Source organism: Pseudomonas eutrophicaquae, assembly GCF_023544715.1.
Lineage (GTDB): Bacteria > Pseudomonadota > Gammaproteobacteria > Pseudomonadales > Pseudomonadaceae > Geopseudomonas.
In genome coordinates this window covers 19,469-32,990 of sequence record NZ_JAMJEZ010000025.1, presented here as the reverse complement: position 1 = coordinate 32,990, position 13,522 = coordinate 19,469, and the positions used below count along the sequence as shown (strand labels likewise).

The 13,522-nt window shown below is 58.4% G+C and carries 27 protein-coding genes; all 27 read right to left on the bottom strand.

From position 1 onward, the window contains the following. Window positions 1-162: 162 nt before the first annotated feature. The 27 genes from rplQ to rplC all read right to left on the bottom strand — a co-directional run bounded on the left by rplQ (window position 163) and on the right by rplC (window position 13,443). Window positions 163-552 (bottom strand): 50S ribosomal protein L17, encoded by a 390-nt coding sequence (gene rplQ / locus MXC11_RS10540; protein ID WP_250010151.1) that lies wholly within the window; start codon window positions 550-552, stop codon window positions 163-165. A 44-nt stretch (window positions 553-596) separates the two neighbouring features. Continuing rightward, entirely contained in the window at window positions 597-1,598 is a 1,002-nt protein-coding gene (locus MXC11_RS10535) for a DNA-directed RNA polymerase subunit alpha (protein ID WP_250010150.1), read from the bottom strand. Window positions 1,599-1,620: 22 nt separating this feature from the next. After that, window positions 1,621-2,241, bottom strand: coding sequence for a 30S ribosomal protein S4 (gene rpsD / locus MXC11_RS10530; protein ID WP_250010149.1), 621 nt, complete (start codon window positions 2,239-2,241; stop codon window positions 1,621-1,623). A gap of 16 nt (window positions 2,242-2,257) precedes the next feature. Next, window positions 2,258-2,647: a 30S ribosomal protein S11 gene (gene rpsK, locus MXC11_RS10525; RefSeq protein ID WP_003093689.1), complete on the bottom strand. Its 390-nt coding sequence runs from the start codon at window positions 2,645-2,647 to the stop codon at window positions 2,258-2,260. 30 nt (window positions 2,648-2,677) lie between these two features. Further along, a complete protein-coding gene (rpsM, locus tag MXC11_RS10520) occupies window positions 2,678-3,034 on the bottom strand; it encodes a 30S ribosomal protein S13 (RefSeq protein ID WP_250010148.1) in 357 nt (118 codons plus the stop codon). Between the two features lie 127 nt (window positions 3,035-3,161). Beyond that, window positions 3,162-3,278: a 50S ribosomal protein L36 gene (gene rpmJ, locus MXC11_RS10515; RefSeq protein ID WP_003281814.1), complete on the bottom strand. Its 117-nt coding sequence runs from the start codon at window positions 3,276-3,278 to the stop codon at window positions 3,162-3,164. A 28-nt stretch (window positions 3,279-3,306) separates the two neighbouring features. Continuing rightward, a complete protein-coding gene (secY, locus tag MXC11_RS10510) occupies window positions 3,307-4,635 on the bottom strand; it encodes a preprotein translocase subunit SecY (protein ID WP_250010147.1) in 1,329 nt (442 codons plus the stop codon). Next, entirely contained in the window at window positions 4,636-5,070 is a 435-nt protein-coding gene (gene rplO, locus MXC11_RS10505) for a 50S ribosomal protein L15 (protein WP_250010146.1), read from the bottom strand. A gap of 3 nt (window positions 5,071-5,073) precedes the next feature. Beyond that, window positions 5,074-5,256: a 50S ribosomal protein L30 gene (gene rpmD, locus MXC11_RS10500; protein WP_090213051.1), complete on the bottom strand. Its 183-nt coding sequence runs from the start codon at window positions 5,254-5,256 to the stop codon at window positions 5,074-5,076. A 2-nt stretch (window positions 5,257-5,258) separates the two neighbouring features. Next, window positions 5,259-5,759 (bottom strand): 30S ribosomal protein S5, encoded by a 501-nt coding sequence (gene rpsE / locus MXC11_RS10495; protein ID WP_250010145.1) that lies wholly within the window; start codon window positions 5,757-5,759, stop codon window positions 5,259-5,261. A gap of 3 nt (window positions 5,760-5,762) precedes the next feature. After that, the gene (gene rplR, locus MXC11_RS10490; protein ID WP_250010144.1) at window positions 5,763-6,113 is read right to left on the bottom strand and encodes a 50S ribosomal protein L18; all 351 of its coding nucleotides are present in this window, start codon (window positions 6,111-6,113) and stop codon (window positions 5,763-5,765) included. 11 nt (window positions 6,114-6,124) lie between these two features. Continuing rightward, window positions 6,125-6,658 carry a 50S ribosomal protein L6 gene (gene rplF, locus MXC11_RS10485; RefSeq protein WP_250010143.1) on the bottom strand — a complete coding sequence of 178 codons (534 nt, stop codon included), beginning with the start codon at window positions 6,656-6,658 and terminating at the stop codon, window positions 6,125-6,127. A 12-nt stretch (window positions 6,659-6,670) separates the two neighbouring features. Further along, window positions 6,671-7,063: a 30S ribosomal protein S8 gene (rpsH, locus tag MXC11_RS10480; protein ID WP_250010142.1), complete on the bottom strand. Its 393-nt coding sequence runs from the start codon at window positions 7,061-7,063 to the stop codon at window positions 6,671-6,673. A 174-nt stretch (window positions 7,064-7,237) separates the two neighbouring features. Further along, the gene (rpsN, locus tag MXC11_RS10475) at window positions 7,238-7,543 is read right to left on the bottom strand and encodes a 30S ribosomal protein S14 (protein WP_250010141.1); all 306 of its coding nucleotides are present in this window, start codon (window positions 7,541-7,543) and stop codon (window positions 7,238-7,240) included. Between the two features lie 13 nt (window positions 7,544-7,556). After that, on the bottom strand, window positions 7,557-8,096 hold the full coding sequence (rplE, locus tag MXC11_RS10470; RefSeq protein ID WP_250010140.1) for a 50S ribosomal protein L5: 540 nt from the start codon (window positions 8,094-8,096) through the stop codon (window positions 7,557-7,559). Between the two features lie 19 nt (window positions 8,097-8,115). Then, window positions 8,116-8,430, bottom strand: coding sequence for a 50S ribosomal protein L24 (gene rplX, locus MXC11_RS10465; RefSeq protein WP_250010139.1), 315 nt, complete (start codon window positions 8,428-8,430; stop codon window positions 8,116-8,118). Window positions 8,431-8,442: 12 nt separating this feature from the next. Beyond that, window positions 8,443-8,811 carry a 50S ribosomal protein L14 gene (rplN, locus tag MXC11_RS10460; protein ID WP_090350193.1) on the bottom strand — a complete coding sequence of 123 codons (369 nt, stop codon included), beginning with the start codon at window positions 8,809-8,811 and terminating at the stop codon, window positions 8,443-8,445. 22 nt (window positions 8,812-8,833) lie between these two features. Next, window positions 8,834-9,100, bottom strand: coding sequence for a 30S ribosomal protein S17 (gene rpsQ, locus MXC11_RS10455; protein WP_250010138.1), 267 nt, complete (start codon window positions 9,098-9,100; stop codon window positions 8,834-8,836). A gap of 2 nt (window positions 9,101-9,102) precedes the next feature. Continuing rightward, window positions 9,103-9,294, bottom strand: a complete 192-nt coding sequence (gene rpmC, locus MXC11_RS10450; protein ID WP_003093720.1) for a 50S ribosomal protein L29 — start codon at window positions 9,292-9,294, stop codon at window positions 9,103-9,105. Next, window positions 9,294-9,707, bottom strand: coding sequence for a 50S ribosomal protein L16 (gene rplP, locus MXC11_RS10445; RefSeq protein ID WP_250010137.1), 414 nt, complete (start codon window positions 9,705-9,707; stop codon window positions 9,294-9,296). The genes rpmC and rplP overlap by 1 nt, the downstream gene beginning before the upstream one ends. A 14-nt stretch (window positions 9,708-9,721) precedes the next feature. Beyond that, a complete protein-coding gene (gene rpsC, locus MXC11_RS10440) occupies window positions 9,722-10,408 on the bottom strand; it encodes a 30S ribosomal protein S3 (RefSeq protein WP_250010136.1) in 687 nt (228 codons plus the stop codon). A gap of 13 nt (window positions 10,409-10,421) precedes the next feature. Beyond that, the gene (gene rplV / locus MXC11_RS10435) at window positions 10,422-10,754 is read right to left on the bottom strand and encodes a 50S ribosomal protein L22 (RefSeq protein ID WP_250010135.1); all 333 of its coding nucleotides are present in this window, start codon (window positions 10,752-10,754) and stop codon (window positions 10,422-10,424) included. A gap of 11 nt (window positions 10,755-10,765) precedes the next feature. Beyond that, complete coding sequence (gene rpsS, locus MXC11_RS10430; RefSeq protein WP_090213031.1) at window positions 10,766-11,041, bottom strand: 30S ribosomal protein S19; 276 nt, start codon at window positions 11,039-11,041, stop codon at window positions 10,766-10,768. A 16-nt stretch (window positions 11,042-11,057) separates the two neighbouring features. Further along, window positions 11,058-11,882, bottom strand: a complete 825-nt coding sequence (gene rplB, locus MXC11_RS10425; RefSeq protein ID WP_250010134.1) for a 50S ribosomal protein L2 — start codon at window positions 11,880-11,882, stop codon at window positions 11,058-11,060. Between the two features lie 14 nt (window positions 11,883-11,896). After that, complete coding sequence (gene rplW, locus MXC11_RS10420) at window positions 11,897-12,199, bottom strand: 50S ribosomal protein L23 (RefSeq protein ID WP_090350212.1); 303 nt, start codon at window positions 12,197-12,199, stop codon at window positions 11,897-11,899. After that, complete coding sequence (gene rplD, locus MXC11_RS10415) at window positions 12,196-12,798, bottom strand: 50S ribosomal protein L4 (protein WP_250010133.1); 603 nt, start codon at window positions 12,796-12,798, stop codon at window positions 12,196-12,198. Before rplD ends, rplW begins: the two co-directional genes overlap by 4 nt. 15 nt (window positions 12,799-12,813) lie before the next feature. Continuing rightward, window positions 12,814-13,443 carry a 50S ribosomal protein L3 gene (rplC, locus tag MXC11_RS10410; RefSeq protein ID WP_250010132.1) on the bottom strand — a complete coding sequence of 210 codons (630 nt, stop codon included), beginning with the start codon at window positions 13,441-13,443 and terminating at the stop codon, window positions 12,814-12,816. Between the last annotated feature and the right edge of the window lie 79 nt (window positions 13,444-13,522).

The following is a 13,522-nucleotide window of genomic DNA, read 5'->3' as shown; positions in this document are numbered from 1 at the left end:
GGTGTCCACCAAAAAACAGGTGGACACCATGCCGCGATCTGGATGGCGTGAGGAGATGGGTTCGGCGGACGGTTACGGCGCACTGCAGATAGCGACACACCTATCAAACATCCAGGCACAAAAAAACCGGGCAAAAGGCCCGGTTTTTTATGACCGCCGAAATTACTCGGCAGCCGCTTCGCCAGCCGCACCGACCGGACGGTCGACCAGCTCAACGTAAGCCATGGGCGCATTGTCACCCGCGCGGAAACCGCACTTGAGAATACGCAGGTAGCCACCCGGACGGTTGGCGTAACGCTTACCCAGCTCGTTGAACAGCTTGCCGACGGCCGCCTTGGAGCGGGTGCGATCGAAAGCCAGACGACGGTTGGCAACGCTGTCTTCCTTGGCCAGGGTGATCAGCGGCTCGGCAACGCGACGCAGCTCTTTCGCCTTGGGCAGGGTGGTCTTGATCAGCTCGTGTTCGAACAGCGACACCGCCATGTTCTGGAACATGGCCTTGCGGTGGGCGCTGGTGCGGCTCAGATGACGGCCACTTTTACGATGACGCATGATTGAAATTCCTTACCAAACCTAGAGTTCGGTGATCGTGACGATCAGGCAGTGGCCTTGTCGTCTTTCTTGAGACTTGCCGGCGGCCAGTTGTCCAGGCGCATGCCGAGGGAAAGACCACGGGAGGCGAGGACGTCCTTGATTTCGGTCAGGGACTTCTTGCCTAGGTTCGGCGTCTTGAGCAGCTCCACTTCGGTGCGCTGGATCAGGTCACCGATGTAGTAGATGTTCTCTGCCTTCAAGCAGTTGGCCGAACGCACGGTCAGTTCCAGATCATCGACGGGGCGCAGCAGGATCGGATCGATCTCGTCTTCCTGCTCTTCCACCACCGGAGCGCTATCACCCTTGAGATCGACGAACGCGGCCAGCTGCTGCTGCAGGATGGTCGCGGCACGGCGAATAGCCTCTTCGGGATCGAGGGTGCCATTGGTTTCCAGATCGAGGACCAGCTTGTCCAGGTTGGTACGCTGCTCGACGCGGGCGCTTTCGACCACGTAGGCAAGACGACGCACCGGACTGAACGAAGCATCGAGCTGGAGGCGACCGATCGAGCGGCTTTCATCCTCGTCATTCTGACGGGCATCAGCCGGCTCGTAACCACGACCACGGGCAATCTTCAGGCGCATGTTCAGTGCGCCATTGTCTGCCAGGTGGGCGATCACGTGATCACCGTTGACGATCTCGACATCGTGATCCAGCTGAATATCGGCAGCGGTCACCACACCCGGGCCCTTCTTCGCCAGGGTCAGCGTCACTTCATCACGACCGTGCAGTTTGACGGCCAGGCCTTTCAGGTTGAGCAGGATCTCGATGACATCTTCCTGCACGCCCTCGATGGCACTGTACTCATGAAGTACGCCATCGATTTCAGCCTCAACCACTGCGCAGCCAGGCATGGAGGACAACAGGATGCGACGCAGCGCGTTGCCCAGTGTGTGACCAAAACCGCGCTCGAGAGGCTCGAGCGTGATCTTGGCGCGGGTCGGGCTGACCACCTGAACGTCAATATGACGAGGGGTCAGAAACTCATTTACCGAACTCTGCATGGATGCACCTATTTTCTAGCTCTTACTTGGAGTAGAGCTCGACAATCAGGTTTTCGTTGATGTCAGCAGACAGGTCGCTGCGAGCCGGCACGCTCTTGAACACGCCGGACTTCTTCTCGGCATCGACTTCCACCCACTCAACGCGACCACGCTGACCACTCAGCTCGAGAGCCTGAGCGATGCGCAGCTGGTTCTTGGCCTTCTCGCGGATGGCAACCACATCACCAGCCTTCACCTGGAAGGACGGGATGTTTACGGTCTGGCCATTGACGGTGATGGCTTTGTGGGAAACCAGCTGGCGTGCTTCGGCACGAGTAGCGCCAAAGCCCATGCGGTAAACGACGTTATCCAGACGGCACTCGAGCAGCTGCAGCAGATTTTCGCCGGTAGAACCCTTGCGACGGGTAGCTTCCTTGTAATAACCGCTGAACTGACGCTCCAGTACACCGTAGATGCGGCGGACTTTCTGCTTTTCACGCAGCTGGGTACCGTACTCGGACAGGCGACCACGGCGCTGACCATGGATACCCGGGGCCGATTCGATATTGCACTTGGATTCCAGAGCGCGAGCGCCGCTCTTCAGGAACAGATCAGTGCCTTCGCGACGGGACAGTTTGCATTTCGGACCAATGTAACGAGCCATTCTTCACTGTCTCCTATTACACGCGACGCTTCTTCGGCGGACGGCACCCGTTATGCGGGATCGGCGTCACGTCGGTGATGCTGGCAATCTTATAACCGCAGGCGTTCAGAGCACGCACAGCGGATTCACGACCCGGACCCGGCCCCTTGACGTTGACGTCGAGGTTCTTGAGACCGTACTCCAGAGCAGCCTGACCGGCACGCTCAGCAGCCACCTGGGCAGCGAACGGAGTGCTCTTACGCGAGCCGCGGAAACCGGAACCACCCGAGGTCGCCCAAGACAGAGCGTTGCCCTGACGGTCGGTGATGGTCACGATGGTGTTGTTGAAAGACGCATGGATGTGGGCGATGCCATCAACCACTGTCTTTTTGACTTTCTTACGAGGACGAGCAGCAGGTTTTGCCATGACTAGATTCCTGTCGATTCGCGGATGCGATTACTTGCGGATCGGCTTACGCGGACCCTTACGGGTACGGGCGTTGGTCTTGGTGCGCTGACCATGAACCGGCAGGCCACGACGGTGACGCAGGCCGCGGTAGCAGCCGAGGTCCATCAGGCGCTTGATGTTCATGTTGATTTCGCGGCGCAGGTCACCTTCGGTGGTGAGCTTGCCCACTTCAGCGCGCAGCTGTTCGATCTGCTCGTCAGAGAGATCCTTGATTTTCGCTGCCGGGTTTACACCGGTAGCAGCACAGATGCTCTGTGCAGTAGTGCGACCGACACCATAGATGTAGGTCAGCGAGATAACAGTGTGTTTGTTATCCGGAATGTTGACGCCTGCAATACGGGCCATTCAGAAAACTCCAAGTGACAGCTATCCGCGCCCCGGAAGCCAAGAAAGGGCGCAGGATGTTATCGCTGTAGAAACAAATAATCAACCCGACAGCGCACTAGCTGTCGGGTTGGTTCGCAGATCACACTCAGCCTTGGCGCTGCTTGTGGCGCGGCTCCGCGCTGCAGATCACGCGGACAACACCGTCACGACGGATGATCTTGCAGTTGCGGCACAGCTTCTTGACCGATGCACGAACTTTCATCACCAACTCCTCGAACCTTACGGGGGGATCAGCGGAGCATGCCGCCGCCATAACCCTTCAGGTTGGCTTTCTTCATCAGGGAATCGTACTGGTGCGATACGAGGTGGGATTGCACTTGTGACATGAAATCCATCACAACCACCACGACGATCAGCAGCGAAGTCCCGCCAAGGTAGAACGGCACATTAGCCGCCACCACCAGGAACTGGGGCAGCAGGCAGACAGCCGTCATGTACAGGGCACCGAACACGGTCAGCCGGGTCAGCACGCCATCGATATAGCGTGCGGACTGCTCACCGGGACGAATACCCGGAATGAAGGCACCAGACTTCTTCAGATTCTCTGCCACGTCCTTCGGATTGAACATCAGTGCCGTGTAGAAAAAGCAGAAGAAGATGATCCCTGCACTGAACAGCAGAATGTTCAAGGGCTGACCCGGTGCGATGGCCTGTGCAATATCCTGCATCCAACCCATGCCTTCGCTCTGCCCGAACCACTGTCCGAGCGAAGCTGGGAACAGCAGAATACTGCTGGCAAATATCGCAGGAATCACACCCGCCATATTCACCTTGAGCGGCAGATGGCTGGTCTGCGCAGCAAATACCTTACGACCCTGCTGACGCTTGGCGTAATGCACTGCGATGCGGCGCTGACCACGTTCGATGAACACCACAAAGGCAATGATCGCAACTGCCAGCAGACCAATGGCAATCAGGGCAAAGATATTGATGTCACCCAGACGAGCCGACTCGAACGATTGCCCAATGGCGGCAGGCAGGCCTGCCACAATACCGGCAAAGATCAGCATGGAAATACCATTGCCGATACCACGCTCGGTGATCTGCTCACCCAGCCACATCATGAACATCGCACCGGCCACGAAGGTGGTGACCGCCATGAAGTGGAAGCCGAAGTCGGCACTGAAGGCAACACCCTGCCCCGCCAGGCCAACGGACATACCGACAGCCTGTACCAATGCCAGCACCAAAGTACCGTAGCGCGTGTACTGGCTGATCTTGCGACGGCCAGCCTCACCTTCCTTCTTCAACTGTTCCAGGTGGGGGCTGACGGCGGTCATCAGCTGCATGATGATCGATGCCGAGATGTACGGCATGATCCCCAATGCAAAGATGCTCATCCGTTCGAGCGCACCACCTGAGAACATGTTGAACAAGCTAAGAATGGTCCCCTCATTCTGCCGGAACAGCTCAGCCAGGCGGTCCGGGTTTATACCCGGCACCGGGATGTGCGCGCCGATTCGATAGACGATGATCGCCATGAACAGGAAACGCAGACGACCCCAGAGCTCGGAGAGCCCGCCATTGCTGAGCGCGGAGAGAGCACCTTGCTTAGCCATTTATTCCTCGATTTTACCGCCAGCTGCTTCGATGGCCGCACGCGCACCTTTGGTCACGGCAATACCCTTGAGGGTAACTGCACGAGTGACCGCACCAGACAGCATCACTTTGACGCGCTGCACGTTCTGGTTGATGACGTTGGCTTCCTTGAGCGCCTGCAGAGTAACGACGTCACCCTCAACCTTGGCCAGCTCGGAGGTACGAACTTCCGCACGATCCATGGCTTTCAGCGAAGTGAAGCCGAACTTCGGCAGACGACGGTGCAGCGGCTGCTGACCACCCTCGAAGCCCGGAGCAATCTTGCCACCGGAACGCGAGGTCTGACCTTTGTGACCACGGCCGCCAGTCTTGCCGAGACCGCTACCGATACCACGGCCCGGACGCAGCTTCTCGCGACGGGCACCCGGCGCGGAACGCAGATCGTTCAGTTGCATGGATTAACCCTCCACACGCAGCAGGTAGTAAGCCTTGTTGATCATCCCGCGGTTCTCCGGGGTGTCCAGGACTTCTACAGTGTGGTTGATGCGACGCAGGCCGAGACCCTTGACGCACGCCTTATGGTTGGCCAGACGGCCGTTCACGCTCTTGATCAGCGTGACCTTGATCTTGGCATTCGACATGATCAGAGAATCTCCTCGACGCTCTTGCCACGCTTGGCCGCCACGGAATCCGGGGATTGCATGCTCTGCAGGCCTTTGAAAGTGGCGTAAACCACGTTCACCGGATTGGTGGAGCCATAGCACTTAGCCAGAACGTTATGCACACCCGCCACTTCCAGGACAGCACGCATGGCGCCGCCGGCAATGACACCAGTACCTTCCGAAGCCGGCTGCATGTACACCTTGGAGGCGCCATGGGCGGACTTGATCGGGTACTGCAGAGTGGTACCGTTCAGATCAACCTGAATCATGTTGCGGCGCGCAGCTTCCATCGCCTTCTGAATTGCGGCCGGCACTTCGCGGGACTTACCGCGACCGAAACCAACACGACCCTTGCCATCACCCACCACGGTCAGCGCGGTGAAGGTGAAAATGCGGCCACCCTTGACGGTCTTGGCAACACGGTTCACCTGAACCAGCTTCTCGATGTAGCCTTCGTCGCGCTTCTGCTCGTTGTTCGCCATAACTTAGAACTCCAGCCCGCCTTCACGAGCAGCATCGGCCAGTGCCTTGACACGACCGTGGTACTTGAAGCCAGAACGGTCGAAAGCCACCTTGGTAACACCAGCGGCCTTAGCACGCTCGGCGACCAGCAGACCAACCTTCTTGGCAGCTTCGACATTGCCAGTGGCGTCGCCACGCAGCTCTTTGTCCAGGGTCGAGGCGCTGGCCAGGACCTTGCCGCCGTCGGCCGAAATGACCTGGGCGTACATGTGCTGGGAAGAGCGGTACACGCAAAGGCGTACGGCTTCCAGCTCGCGCATCTTCAGGCGTGCCTGGCGAGCGCGACGCAGACGAATTACTTTCTTGTCGCTCATTTGCTATGCCCTTACTTCTTCTTGGCTTCTTTACGACGGACCACTTCGTCCGCGTAACGAACACCCTTGCCCTTGTACGGCTCCGGACGACGGAAGTCGCGAATCTCGGCAGCCACCTGACCTACCACCTGCTTGTCGATACCCTTGATCAGGATATCAGTCTGGCTCGGGGTTTCAGCGGTGATGCCTTCCGGCAGCTCATACTCGACCGGATGCGAGAAGCCGAGGGCCAGCGACAGGACATTGCCCTTAGCCTGAGCACGATAACCGACACCCACCAGCTGCAGCTTGCGCTCGAAGCCTTGGCTGACGCCGACCACCATGTTGTTCACCAGGGCGCGGGTAGTACCGGCCATGGCGCGAGTCTGCTGGTCACCGTTGCGCGCAGCAAAGCGCAGCTCACCGGATTCCTGCAGCACTTCAACCGAAGGATGAACCTTCAGCTCCAGAGTGCCCTTGGCACCCTTCACCGAGAGCTGCTGGCCAGCCAGTTTGACTTCAACGCCAGCGGGCAGCTTGACGGGGTTCTTAGCAACGCGAGACATGCTGATCCCCCCTTAGAATACGGTGCAGAGCACTTCGCCGCCGACACCGGCAGCGCGAGCAGCGCGATCCGTCATCACACCCTTGTTGGTGGAGACGATGGAAACGCCAAGACCGCCACGCACTTTCGGCAGCTGCTCGACGCCCTTGTACTGACGCAGGCCAGGACGGCTGCTGCGCTTGATCTCTTCGATGACCGGCTTGCCTTCGAAATACTTGAGTTCGATGGAAAGCTGTTGCTTGACGTCACCGCTGATCTGGTAATCCGCAATGTAGCCTTCGTCCTTGAGAACCTTGGCTACTGCCACCTTCAGCTTGGAAGACGGCATGCTAACCACGGTCTTCTCAGCCATCTGGGCATTACGGATACGAGTTAGCATGTCCGCTAACGGGTCCTGCATACTCATGGGCTTGATGCTCCTGAAACAAAAAAAGCCTTTCGGCCATATATGCCTGAGGCCAACCAGAAGGCTGGACGCAGGCGAGCCCGACATTCTAGTGATCGGGTAGAAACGAATCAAGCCCCTTGCGGGGCTTGATTGGTGACAACGCAAGGGAGTGAACAAGCCACCCCCGGACGATTACCAGCTGGCCTTGACCAAACCCGGCACGTCGCCACGCATTGCCGCTTCGCGCAGCTTGATACGGCTCAGACCGAACTTGCGGTAGTAGCCGTGCGGACGGCCGGTCACGCGGCAACGATTGCGCAGACGGCAAGGCGAGGCATCACGCGGCTGCTTTTGCAGGGCAACCAGGGCTTCCCAGCGCTGCTCCGGAGTGGAGTTCGGGCTGGCAATAGTGGCTTTCAGCTCGGCACGCTTTTTGGCGTACTTGGCAACCGTCTGCTGACGCTTCAGCTCGCGGTTCTTCATGCTTGTCTTGGCCATTTTCCTACTCCACTCAGTTACGGAACGGGAAGTTGAAAGCACGCAGCAGTGCGCGACCTTCATCATCGTTACGGGCTGTGGTGGTCAGGGTAATGTCCATGCCACGCAGCGCATCAATCTTGTCGTAATCGATTTCCGGGAAGATGATCTGCTCCTTCACACCCATGCTGTAGTTGCCACGACCATCGAAGGACTTGGCACTCAGACCGCGGAAGTCACGCACGCGCGGCAGGGAGATAGTTAGCAGACGATCGAGGAACTCGTACATACGATCGCCACGCAGGGTCACCTTGAGACCGATCGGCCAGCCCTCGCGGACCTTGAAACCGGCAATGGACTTGCGAGCATAGGTGACCACCGGCTTTTGACCAGCAATCTTCTCCATGTCGCCGAGCGCGTTCTCGATGACCTTCTTGTCACCGATTGCTTCGCCCAGGCCCATGTTCAGGGTGATTTTGGTGATGCGCGGAATTTCCATCACGTTACCCAGCTGGAGCTGTTCTTTCAGCTTGGGAGCGATTTCGTTCCGGTAAATCTCTTTCAATCGTGCCATGGTGTTTTACCTAGCAGTCTCAAGCGCCAACCGGCTTCTGGGTCGACTTGAAGACACGAATTTTCTTGCCTTCCTCGACCTTGAAGCCAACGCGGTCAGCCTTGCTGGTTTCCGGGTTGAAGATGGCAACGTTGGAGACGTGCAGGGGGGCTTCCTTCTCGACAATACCACCCTGAACACCCAGCATGGGGTTCGGCTTGGTATGGCGCTTGATCAGGTTCACACCACCTACGACCAGGCGGTCGTCAGCGAGGACCTTCAGCACCTTGCCGCGCTTGCCCTTGTCCTTGCCGGCGATGACGATGACCTCGTCGTCACGACGAATCTTTTGCATGACGGCTTCTCCTTACAGCACTTCGGGGGCCAGGGAGACAATCTTCATGAACTTCTCACCGCGAAGTTCACGAGTCACCGGGCCAAAGATACGGGTGCCGATGGGCTCCTGCTTGTTGTTGAGCAGGACCGCAGCGTTACCGTCAAAGCGGATGATCGAGCCATCCGGACGACGCACACCGTGACGGGTACGCACTACGACGGCGCTCATCACCTGGCCTTTCTTGACCTTGCCGCGCGGAATCGCTTCCTTGACGGTCACCTTGATGATGTCACCAATGCCGGCGTAACGACGATGCGAACCGCCGAGCACCTTGATGCACATGACGCGACGAGCACCGCTGTTATCAGCGACGTCGAGCATGGATTGAGTCTGAATCATATCTTTCTCCGACCCTTAGTCCTTAGACTTCCACGGCACGTTCGACGACTTCAACCAGGGTCCAGGCCTTGGTCTTGGCCAGCGGACGCGTCTCGCGAATGGTGACCAGGTCACCCATGCGGCACTGGTTGGTCTCGTCGTGAGCGTGCAGCTTGGTCGAGCGCTTCACGTATTTGCCGTAGATCGGGTGCTTGACGCGACGCTCGATCAGTACGGTGATGGTTTTGTCCATCTTGTTGCTGACGACTTTACCGGTCAGCGTACGGACGGTGTTCTGAGCTTCAGCCATGATCACTTACCTGCTTGCTGGTTGAGCACAGTTTTCACGCGAGCAATATCGCGCTTCACTTGCGAGAGCAGGTGAGACTGCCCCAACTGGCCAGTTGCTTTCTGCATGCGCAGATTGAACTGGTCGCGCAGCAGGCCGAGCAATTGCTCGTTCAGCTGCTCAACGGATTTTTCACGAAGTTCGTTCGCTTTCATCACATCACCGTCCGCTTAACAAAGGTGGTCTCGAGCGGCAGCTTTGCAGCAGCCAGGGCGAACGCCTCGCGAGCCAGCTCCTCGGAAACACCCTCGATCTCGTACAGGACCTTGCCCGGTTGAATCAGGGCCACCCAGTACTCCACGCTACCCTTACCTTTACCCATACGCACTTCCAGGGGCTTCTTGGTGACAGGCTTATCGGGGAATACACGGATCCAGATCTTGCCACCACGCTTCACATGGCGAGTCAGGGCACGACGTGCGGATTCGATTTGACGCGCAGTCAGACGGCCGCGGCTGACAGCTTTCAGGGCGAACTCGCCGAAGCTGACCTTGCTACCGCGGTGAGCCAGGCCACGGTTGTGACCGGTCATCTGCTTGCGGAATTTCGTACGCTTGGGTTGCAGCATGTTGCGTACTCCTCTTACTTAGCAGCTTTTTTGCGCGAAGCGGGTGCTGTAGGCTTGAGCTCTTCGTGCTGGCCACCGATGACCTCGCCCTTGAAGATCCAAACCTTGACACCGATCACACCGTAGGTAGTGTGCGCTTCGTAGGTGTTGTAGTCGATGTCGGCACGCAGGGTGTGCAGGGGCACACGACCTTCGCGGTACCACTCGGTACGGGCAATTTCTGCACCGCCCAGACGACCACTCACCTGGATCTTGATGCCCTTGGCACCAATACGCATGGCGTTCTGCACCGCACGCTTCATGGCGCGACGGAACATTACGCGACGCTCCAGCTGCTGAGCCACACTCTGTGCAACCAGCATGGCATCGAGTTCCGGCTTGCGGATCTCTTCGATGTTGATGTGCACCGGCACACCCATCTGCTTGGTCAGGTCCTGACGCAGCTTCTCAACATCCTCACCTTTCTTGCCGATTACGATACCGGGACGGGCGGTGTGGATGGTGATGCGTGCAGTCTGAGCCGGACGAGCGATGTCGATACGGCTTACGGACGCGCTTTTTAGTTTGTCTTGGAGGTATTCACGGACCTGCAGGTCGGCGAACAGATAGTCCGCGTACTGGCGCTTGTCAGCGTACCAGACCGAGGTGTGCTCCTTGACGATGCCCAGGCGAATGCCAGTGGGATGTACTTTCTGACCCATCTGATCGACTCCGTTACTTGTCCGCAACCTTGACAGTGATATGGCAAGACCGCTTGACGATGCGATCAGCACGGCCTTTGGCACGCGGCATGATGCGCTTCAGCGAACGCCCTTCGTTGACGAAGACGGTGCTGACCTTCAGGTCATCCACGTCAGCGCCTTCGTTGTGCTCAGCGTTGGCCACGGCCGACTCCAGCACTTTCTTGATGATCGCGGCGGCTTTCTTGCTGCTGAAGGTCAGCAGATTGAGCGCATCACCCACTTTCTTCCCACGAATCTGGTCAGCGACCAAGCGGGCTTTCTGGGCGGAGATGCGAGCGCCCGACAACTTAGCGGCTACTTCCATTTCCTTACCCCTTAACGCTTGGCTTTCTTGTCTGCCACGTGCCCGCGGTAGGTGCGGGTAGCGGCAAACTCGCCCAGTTTGTGACCGACCATGTCTTCGTTCACCAGAACCGGGACATGTTGACGGCCGTTATGCACGGCGATGGTCAGACCGACCATCTGCGGCAGAATCATCGAACGACGCGACCAGGTCTTGATCGGCTTACGGTCATTCTTTTCCACCGCCACTTCGATCTTCTTGATCAGGTGAAGATCGATAAACGGACCTTTTTTCAGAGAACGCGGCACTGTCGTATCCCTCTAATTACTTGCGGCGACGGACAATCATGTTGTCGGTGCGCTTGTTGGTGCGGGTCTTCGCGCCCTTGGTCGGGAAGCCCCACGGCGACACCGGATGACGGCCACCGGAGGTACGACCCTCACCACCACCATGCGGGTGATCGACCGGGTTCATGGCAGCACCACGAACGGTCGGACGGATGCCCTTCCAACGCTTGGCACCGGCCTTGCCCAGCGAACGCAGGCTGTGCTCACCGTTGGACACTTCGCCCAGGGTAGCGCGGCACTCAGCCAGCACCTTGCGTACTTCACCAGAGCGCAGACGCAGGGTTACGTAAGCACCCTCACGCGCCACCAGCTGCACGGAAGCACCGGCGGAGCGCGCGATCTGAGCGCCCTTGCCTGGCTTCAGCTCGATACCGTGAATGGTAGAACCAACCGGAATGTTACGCAGTGGCAGGGAGTTGCCCGCCTTGATCGGTGCATGCACACCAGCCACCAGCTGATCGCCAGCACTCACACCCTTCGGAGCGATGATATAGCGACGCTCACCATCGGCATACTTGAGCAGAGCGATGTGGGCGGTACGGTTTGGGTCGTATTCGATACGCTCGACAGTGGCAGGGATGCCATCTTTGTCATTGCGACGGAAGTCAACCAGTCGATAGTGCTGCTTGTGACCACCACCAATGTGGCGAGTGGTGATGCGGCCGTTATTGTTACGACCACCGGTCTTGCTCTTTTTCTCGACCAGCGGAGCGTGCGGAGCGCCCTTGTGCAGGTCAGCATTGACCACCTTGACCACGAAGCGGCGGCCAGCGGAAGTCGGCTTGCATTTAACGATTGCCATGGTGCACTCCTACCTTACTCAGCGGCGCCGCTGGTGAAATCGAGGTCCTGGCCCGGCTGGAGGGCGATATAAGCCTTTTTCCAGTCGTTGCGCTTACCGAAACCACGCACGGTGCGCTTGGTCTTGCCCTTGACGTTCAGGGTGCTGACACGCTCCACCTTCACGCCGAACAGGGTTTCAACGGCCTTCTTGATTTCCAGCTTGGTTGCATCGGTTGCAACCTTGAAGACGAACTGGCTCTTGCCATCGGCAAGGGTGGTGGCCTTCTCGGAGATATGCGGGCCAACCAGCACTTTGAATACGCGTTCTTGGTTCATCCCAGCAGCTCCTCGAATTTCTTCACGGCGGACACGGTGACCAGCACCTTGTCGTAGGCGATCAGGCTGACCGGATCAGAGCCCTGCACGTCACGAACGTCGACATGCGGCAGGTTGCGCGCAGCCAGGTACAGGTTCTCATCGACAGCGTCAGTCACGATCAGCACGTCGGAGAGGCCCAGGCCGCCCAGCTTGCTGACCAGAGCCTTGGTCTTCGGCGCTTCAACAGCAAAATCTGCAACAACAACCAGACGCTCCTGACGCACCAGCTCGCTCAGAATCGAGCGCATGGCCGCGCGGTACATCTTCTTGTTGAGCTTCTGGGAGTGATCCTGCGGCTTGGCTGCGAAGGTCACACCACCCGAGCGCCAGATGGGGCTGCGGATGGAGCCAGCACGGGCGCGGCCCGAACCTTTCTGGCGCCACGGCTTCTTACCACCGCCACGCACTTCGGAGCGGGTCAGCTGGGCACGGGTACCCTGACGACCACCCGCCATGTAGGCAACAACAGCCTGGTGCACCAAGGTCTCGTTGAACTCGCCACCAAAGGTGCGCTCGGAGACTTCGATCGCCTGCGCACCGTTCACATTCAGTTGCATCTCTCGAATCTCCCCTTAAGCCTTGGCAGCCGGACGCACGATCACGTCACCACCGGTGGCACCCGGGACAGCGCCCTTGACCAGCAGCAGGTTGCGTTCGGCATCGACACGGACAACTTCTAGGGACTGCACAGTCACACGCTCGGCGCCCAGATGACCGGACATCTTCTTGCCCTTGAACACTCGACCAGGAGTCTGGCACTGGCCGATGGAGCCCGGGGCACGGTGGGACACGGAGTTACCGTGAGTGTTGTCTTGGCCGCGGAAGTTCCAGCGCTTGATGGTACCGGCGTAGCCTTTACCCTTGGACTGACCAGTCACATCGACCAGTTGACCCGCCTGGAACTGCTCAACAGTGAGCTGATCGCCAGCCTGGAACTCTTCGCCATCGAGGCGGAACTCCAGAACGGTACGACCGGCAGCCACGTTGGCCTTGGCAAAGTGACCGGCCTGAGCCTTGGTCACACGGGAAGCGCGACGCTCACCGACAGTTACCTGTACGGCGCGATAGCCATCGCTTTCTTCATTCTTGAACTGGGTGACACGATTCGGTTCGACTTCAATGACCGTAACCGGAATAGAGACACCTTCTTCGGTGAAAATGCGGGTCATGCCGCACTTACGACCGACTACACCAATAGTCATGTCTTAAACCTCTTGAGTGTACGGGGCTTTCACCCGCTATGGCCGCCCATTTCAGAGCGTTACACGACCAAAATCCTTA